The sequence below is a fragment of the Streptomyces sp. NPDC002076 genome (assembly GCF_053593835.1).
On record NZ_JBSFDI010000013.1, the window covers coordinates 148,883 to 155,763 of the forward strand.

At 72.9% G+C, this 6,881-nt stretch carries 8 protein-coding genes and 1 tRNA gene; 5 read left to right on the plus strand and 4 right to left on the minus strand.

Annotation, left to right across the window (positions count from 1 at the left end; translation table 11 throughout):
- Window positions 1–213: 213 nt before the first annotated feature.
- Window positions 214–768: a DedA family protein gene (locus tag ACWCQS_RS26755; RefSeq protein ID WP_451006919.1), complete on the minus strand. Its 555-nt coding sequence runs from the start codon at window positions 766–768 to the stop codon at window positions 214–216.
- A 301-nt stretch (window positions 769–1,069) separates the two neighbouring features.
- Between ACWCQS_RS26755 and ACWCQS_RS26760 the strand changes: the two genes are divergently transcribed.
- Window positions 1,070–1,606 (plus strand): superoxide dismutase family protein, encoded by a 537-nt coding sequence (locus ACWCQS_RS26760; protein ID WP_451006803.1) that lies wholly within the window; start codon window positions 1,070–1,072, stop codon window positions 1,604–1,606.
- A 59-nt stretch (window positions 1,607–1,665) separates the two neighbouring features.
- Here ACWCQS_RS26760 and ACWCQS_RS26765 read toward each other — a convergent pair whose 3' ends face one another.
- Window positions 1,666–2,121, minus strand: coding sequence for a DoxX family protein (locus ACWCQS_RS26765; RefSeq protein ID WP_451006804.1), 456 nt, complete (start codon window positions 2,119–2,121; stop codon window positions 1,666–1,668).
- A gap of 361 nt (window positions 2,122–2,482) precedes the next feature.
- Complete coding sequence (locus ACWCQS_RS26770) at window positions 2,483–2,713, minus strand: DUF2277 domain-containing protein (protein ID WP_451006805.1); 231 nt, start codon at window positions 2,711–2,713, stop codon at window positions 2,483–2,485.
- Between the two features lie 93 nt (window positions 2,714–2,806).
- On the opposite strand from ACWCQS_RS26770, the gene ACWCQS_RS26775 reads away from it, so the two are divergent.
- Window positions 2,807–3,706: a ketopantoate reductase family protein gene (locus tag ACWCQS_RS26775; RefSeq protein WP_451006806.1), complete on the plus strand. Its 900-nt coding sequence runs from the start codon at window positions 2,807–2,809 to the stop codon at window positions 3,704–3,706.
- 154 nt (window positions 3,707–3,860) lie between these two features.
- Window positions 3,861–4,208 (plus strand): hypothetical protein, encoded by a 348-nt coding sequence (locus tag ACWCQS_RS26780; RefSeq protein WP_451006807.1) that lies wholly within the window; start codon window positions 3,861–3,863, stop codon window positions 4,206–4,208.
- A 37-nt stretch (window positions 4,209–4,245) separates the two neighbouring features.
- Here ACWCQS_RS26780 and ACWCQS_RS26785 read toward each other — a convergent pair.
- A tRNA-Val gene (locus tag ACWCQS_RS26785) sits at window positions 4,246–4,317 on the minus strand.
- A gap of 182 nt (window positions 4,318–4,499) precedes the next feature.
- Here ACWCQS_RS26785 and ACWCQS_RS26790 point away from each other — a divergent pair.
- Both ACWCQS_RS26790 and ACWCQS_RS26795 read left to right on the plus strand, forming a co-directional pair.
- Complete coding sequence (locus tag ACWCQS_RS26790) at window positions 4,500–5,270, plus strand: DUF4097 family beta strand repeat-containing protein (protein ID WP_451006808.1); 771 nt, start codon at window positions 4,500–4,502, stop codon at window positions 5,268–5,270.
- A 95-nt stretch (window positions 5,271–5,365) separates the two neighbouring features.
- Complete coding sequence (locus ACWCQS_RS26795; RefSeq protein WP_451006809.1) at window positions 5,366–6,757, plus strand: hypothetical protein; 1,392 nt, start codon at window positions 5,366–5,368, stop codon at window positions 6,755–6,757.
- Window positions 6,758–6,881: the final 124 nt, after the last annotated feature.

Sequence of the window (6,881 nt, forward strand, 5' to 3'; positions counted from 1 at the left end):
CCCATCGTAAGGGATACGAAGGTTGAGCCTACGCGGTGCGGCATGCCGAGTTCCCGCCTCCGCCGCAGGGCTTGAGCCGTACGGCAACCGCGGCTCCGTCATGGCCGGTTGCGCCCCACGCGACGGAGTCACATCTCGAATGCAGCCCCGCCCCCTGAGAGGCGCTGCGACGATCGGCACCCGCAGCGCGCCGGGGGCCGAACAGCCGGTGGCCTACGCGGTGCGGCGGCGCATGAGGTAGCCCGCCGCCGCGCCCGCGGCGAAGAGGGCCGCGAAGGACACGGCCGTGGCCAGCCAGGTCGCGCCGAGCCACTGGGCGCCGTAGTAACCGAGGGCCACGCTGTAGGCGGCCCAGGAGAGGCCGGCCAGGGCGGACCAGGGGACGAAGTCGCGGGCTCGGCGGTGGGCGGCGCCGGCGCAGAAGGACACGACCGAGCGGCCCGCCGGGGCGAAGCGGGCGAGCACGACCAGCGCGCCGCCGCCCCGCGCCAGGGCGTCGCCGAGACGTTCCTGCGCGGTGGTCAGCCGCCGGGAGCGGGCTATCGCGCGGTCCAGCCGCGCGCCGCCCCGCCAGGCCAGCCGGTACGCCACCAGATCGCCGAGGACCGAGGCGGTCGCCGCGGAAAGGATGAGGACCAGGAGGTCCGGCACGTCGTGCGGGACCCGGCCGGCCGCCGCGCCCGAGCCCGCCGCCGCTGCCGTACCCGCCGTGATGACGAGCACGCCGCTCGGCAGCACCGGCACGAACACGTCGAGCAGCACGGACATGACGACCGCGGCATAGATCCACGGTCCGGCGGCCAATGCCCCCACATTCTCGAACACCACGACTCCCGTTGCTCCCCCGTTGACAGCCAGACAGCGTACGCCGGGGGTGTGACAGAAGGGGCTAGGGGGGCGAACAAGGACTCAGGCGGTTTCCGGGGCCTCCGACACGCTCTGTCACCCGAACAGCGCAGGCTGTGCGGCAAGGGCCCTCCGTGTCCGTCGCAATGGATAGAGGACTGTCCGAAATGTCAGGCACACATCCGAACGAAACGGCGCATGAGCGCAGAAAAAGGTGCACATCATGGTGGCAGCAGCCATATACGCGGGCACCCTCGCCGCGGCCCTGTTCGCGTCCGGGACCGCAGGCACCGCCCACACCTCCTCACTGGAGACCTACGGCGTGTTCTCCGCTCCGGCCGCGAGCAACAAGTCGAACGCGGTGGCGTACGACCAGAACCTCGTCCCGGCGGGCGCCCTGATCCAGGTCCGCCAGATCACCCAGCCGAGCGGTGCCACGACCGTCGAGCTGCGGGTGGCCGGCGTGAAGCCCAACCACCTCTTCGGGGTCCACATCCACCAGAAGGCCTGCGGCGCCGACCCCGCCGCCGCCGGCAAGCACTACCAGAACCACACCGGCATGGACGCCGCCCACGTCAACAAGGACAACGAGGTCTGGCTGGACTTCAAGTCCGACGCGAACGGGATCGGCAACGCCACCGCCAAGCACACCTGGGCCTTCCGGAAGGGCCAGGCGGGTTCGGTGGTGATCCACAAGGAGCCCGGCACCAAGGGCAGTCGGGTGGCCTGCGTCACCGTGCCGTTCGGCGGGACGTCGTAGCCGGCCGGAGGCCGGGCGGCGCCCTTCCCTCTCGCGGCGGGGAAGGACGCCGTCCCGGGTCAGGCGGCCATCGGGGTGCGCTCGGTGGCGGCCCGGCCGTCCGCGGCGGTGCGGCGGGTGACGAGCCGGTCGAGCCCGAAGGCGCCGGACCCGGTGAAGACCAGCAGGAAGAAGGCCCAGCAGAACAGGACCGACGGCTCGCCGCCGTTCTGGATGGGCCACAGCGCGGCCTGCTGGTGCACGTCGAAATAGGCGTACGCCATCGAGCCCGAGGCGATCAGCGCCGCCCCGCGGGTGCCGAGGCCGAGGAGCACCAGGCCGCCGGCGACGAGCTGGATCACGGCCGCGTACCAGCCGGGCCAGGTGCCGGTCGGGATCGTGCCGCCCTGCGTGCCGGCGGCGCCGCCGAGGACGCCGAAGAGGGACGCGGCGCCGTGCACGGCGAACAGCAGGCCCACGACGATACGGAAGAGCCCGAGGACATAGGGCTGAGCGGAGTTGAGGCGTGCGGACATGAGGGGGTTCTCCTCTTCGGTGGCGGTCGGACCGGCCAGGGACGTCCAAGTGGCCGGTCGTGGGGGGAGTGCGGCGGTACCGAACGAGGGACTCAGGTTAGGGCTGCCTAATCAATGCTTGCAAGTTCAACATTCGGCCATCGCTCCGATTCCGCCGCCTTCCGCGGGCACACCGAAGGAGAACCTCCTTGCCTGGACGGTGCCTTGATGGTTCATCAGGCGGTACGGCCATCGGGCGACGGGGGCGGGGGTATCCAACCGCCACCGGTCAGCGGACGGCACGGTTCATCATGACCTGCTGGCCACAACACCTCTCCTACCGGCCCGAGTTGACCGTCATGCCGGATTGCGGGAGGTGCCCCTACGGCGCGCTTCGTGTCGCCTGCCCCCGCACCTCCAGCCCCCCGAGCAGCTCCGCCGTGGCTGCGGCCACCGCGGCCACGGCGCGGTCGAAGACCTCGCGGTTGTGCGCGGCGGGGGCCCGGAATCCCGAAATCTTCCGCACGTACTGCAGCGCGGCGGCGTGGATGTCCTCCTCCGTGGCCTCCTCGGGCAGCACGGGCGGACGCAGCGTCTTGATACTCCGGCACATGCCCCCAGTCTCACGCACCCCGCGCCAAGGTGCGAGGATCGCGCCGAAGGCGGCCACCGACTCCCGGGGCCGACCGACGAGAGGAACATCCTCATGACCAGTGAGCACACCGTGGCCGTCCTCGGCCCCGGCGGCACCGGCGGACTCCTCGCCGCCCTGCTCTCCCGCTCCGGCCACCGCGTCGTCTGCCTGGCCCAGGACCGTACGGCCGGCACCCTGCGCCGTACCGGAATCACGGTCCGCAGCGCGCAGTTCGGGGAGTTCACCGCCCCGGTCGAGGCGGACACCGAACTGCGCGAGCCGGTGGCCGCCTGCCTGATCGCCGTCAAGCACACCGCGCTGGACGCCGCCCTCACCCGGGTGCCACCGCAGGCTCTGGGTGACGCCCTCGTCGTACCGCTCCTGAACGGCGTCGAACACCCCGGCCTGCTCCGCGCCCGCTACGGCCCCGAGCGGGTCGCCCCGGCGGTGATCCGCGTGGAGTCCACCCGGGTCGCCCCGGGGGTGATCGAACACGGCAGCCCGTTCACGGAGATCGACCTGGCCGGGGACGCCGTACCCCGTCCCCGTCTCGACGACCTCGCGGCCACCCTCGTCTCCGCCGGTGTGACGGCCCGCGTGGTCGAGGACGAGACGGCGGCCCTGTGGGCCAAGATGGCGTTCCTCGCCCCCTTCGCCCTGCTCACCACGCGGTACGCCCTCCCCCTCGGCGAGGCCCGCACCCGGCACCGCGAGGAGCTGGAGTCCCTGGTCGCCGAGACCGCCGCGGTCAGCCGTGCCTGCGGCGCCCCCGCCGACCCGGCCCAGGCGCTGGCCCGGTACGACGCCTTCCCGCCCGGCGCCAAGTCGTCCATGCAACGCGACGCCGAGGCGGGCCGCCCGCTCGAACTCGACGCCATCGGCGGGGCACTGCTGCGCGCCGCGGACCGGCACGGTGTGCCGGTGCCGGTGACGGCCCGCCTGGTGGACGAACTGCGGGCCGCCGGCCACTGAACAGCCCGCGTCGGCTCAATGGTTCAGCAGCCACTGAGCCTGGCGGCACGGGCGGGGCCTGCCGACCTGCGGGGCAGCGGGCCCGGCCCACCCGTTCGCGTGAACCTCACAACCGAACTCGCCCCCCAAAATCGAACAGGCGTAGCATTGGGGTGTGGCTACGACCTATGAATTCCCCAGTGACCTCCTCGCCGGTCAGGAGGAGCTGCATCAGGTCCGGGCCGAGCTGTCGGCCCTGCTCAAGCGCCTGCCGTGGTCGGTCGAGCCGATGGACGGCTTCAGCGACGACACCGGCTGGCGGAAGGTGGAGCGGCCCGCGTCCCCGGGCTGGACCGCGGACGAGCAGGCCGAGGTGGAGAAGCTGCGCCGCCGCGAGCACGAACTCGCGGTTTTCGTCACCACGCACCGCTTCTGGGCCGAGGTCGCGGCAGCGGACCGCATGGACGCCCGCACCGGGCTGAAGCACGCACACAGGCGGCAGCCGTCAGGAGGAGAGGAATGAGAAGAGCCCCCAGCCGTATGGCTGGGGGCTCCGTCGGTGGGCGCGGACGGTTTCGAACCGCCGACATCCTGCTTGTAAGGCAGGCGCTCTACCCCTGAGCTACGCACCCGGACACCTGGGCTGCGCGCCCAGGAGTCGACAGCCTACCTTGCCGCAACCGGTGCACGGCAAACCCGTAACGGGCCGTGTGCGGGGGTTATCCCCACCCCCGGTCCGGGAGCCGTCCTCATCGCCCCGCCCGACCCGGCTCCCTTACGGTCCTCGCAGACCGAATCCCAGGGGGAGTTCCGCATGACCCGTTCCGTTCCTGTCCGCGCCGCCGCCCTGGCCGTCGTCACCGGTGTGCTGGTGGCGACGGTCAGTGCCTGCGGCGCCTCCGCCGCCGACGACACGCACCCGGACCACCGGTCCTTCGCGCTGCGCGGCCGCACCCTCACGATCGACTCCGACAACTCCGCGCTGGAGGTCGTCGCCACCGACTCCGCCAAGGCCGGCACGGTCGAGGTGACCCGGTGGTTCCGGGGATCCGTCGTCGTCGGCCACAGTCCGACGCTGCGCTGGTCCTTCCAGGACGACCGGCTGGTGCTGCGGATGCACTGCTCGGGCCTCATCGCCGACTGCTCGGCCCGGCACCGGATCGAGGTGCCGCGCGGGATCAGCGTGAAGGTCGACGACGTGGACGGCGGCGTGCGGGCGCACGGGTTCCGGGATCCGCTCAGTGTCGACACCGCCGACGGCTCCGTACGCGTCACCGACTCCAGCGGGCCGCTCGACCTGAGGTCGACCGACGGTTCGGTCCGCGCGGACGTCTCCTCGCGCCGGGTGAAGGCCGGCTCCACCGACGGCTCCGTGCAGGTCCTGCTGTCCGGTGTGCCCGACCTGGTGGACGCCTCCAGCACCGACGGCTCGGTGACGGTCGCCGTGCCCAGGGGCGCCTACCGGGTGTCGGCCGGTTCCGGCGACGGCGCGGTGTCGGTGTCCGTGCCCCGCGACGACCGCAGCCCGCACCGGGTGTCGGCCCACGCCACGGACGGAAAGGTCACGGTCCGCACGGGAAAGTGAGGACGCCGGACGCGAACTGAACGGCCCATGTGTTTCGTCTACAACGGGTGGGAGAATGACACCACCCACGGCGGACCACAGCACGGGAGAGGGATGTGACGGCGACACCGGGCACGCCAGCGACGCGGTCGTACCCGCCGTCGACCGTACGGGCCCGGTCCGGGTCCACGGCCCTGCGCGACACCCTCACCCTGCTGAGCCTGCCGGTCCTGGCCGCGCTCGCCCTGCCCGCCGCGTTCGCCGGCGGCGGCACCCGGCGCTGGTTCGGCGGCCGGGCGGAGAGCCAGCGGGCGGAGGCGCAGGCCGCGAAGGACGCCGCGGCGGCCGCGTTCTACGAACTCGACACCGCCCAGCGCGACCTGCGGATCTCCATCGAGACCATCACGGCCGTGGACGACTCGCCCGCCGCCCGCCGTGCCGTCACCGACTTCGCGGCGCTCGGGCAGCGGATCGACGAGGCCAGCCAGCGCTACATCCAGGCCGTCGACGCGCATGACCTGGACCGGGACGATCTGGAGGCCGCCGCGGCCTCGCGGGCGCGCGCGGAGCTGACGTCCGCCAAGGACGAGCTGCTCCGGGTCCGGCAGGAGCTGGACCGTTTCGGCAGCTCGCTGGGGCCGCTGCTCGGCAAGGCCGAGACCCAGCTGGCCCGGGTGGCGCCCGGCGTGGAGCGGGCCCGGCAGGCGCTGCTCGGCGCGAGCAACGCCCTGGACGCCGTACGGGAGCGGGGGCTGCGGGCCGATGACCTGGCCGGCCGGCTCGCGGCCCTCTCCCCCGAGCTGACCAAGCTGAACCAGGGCGCCGGTCAGCACGGCGTGGCACAGACGCTGGAGCGGGCCGAGCGGGTGCAGCGGGAGGCCGGGGCGATCCGGGCCGAGGCCGAGCGGCTGCCGGAGAAGGCCGCCGAGATCGACCACCGGCTGGTCAGCCTGCGCACCCGGGCCCAGGCGCTCACCACCAGGGCCGGACAGGTGGACCCGGTGCTGAGCGAGCTGCGCCGCCGGTTCGCGGCCGCGTGCTGGCAGGATCTGCAGCACGTGCCCGAGCAGGCCGCGGAGAACGTACGGCAGGCCGAGCTCAAGCTCCGCGAGGCCCAGGCGGCGCGGGACGCCCAGCGCTGGCCGGACGCCACGTCACTGTTGTCGACGGTACGGTCCCTGCTGAACGTCACCGACGAGGCCGTGTCGGCCGCGGGTGACCGGCTGCGGCGGCTGAACGAGGTGCAGAAGGATCCGCAGGCGGAGATCGAGCGGACCCGGTTCGCGATCCGGGACGCCCAGCGGCTGGCCATGACCGGCCGCACGACCCCCGATCCCCGGCATGCCCGGCCGCTGGACGACGCGGTGGGGCGGCTGGAACGGGCGATCGGTTCGCTGGAGACCGGCCGACACCCCGACTACTGGCACTTCCTGACCGAGACAGATGCAGTGCGGCAGACGGTGGCGCGGGTAGTGGCCCAGATCCGCGAGGAGCGTGGGGGACACTGAGCGGGGGCCTGCCGTGGGTGCGCTGTGGCATGCCCGGCCGCTGGACGACGCGGTGGGGCGGCTGGAACGGGCGATCGGTTCGCTGGAGACCGGCCGACACCCCGACTACTGGCACTTCCTGACC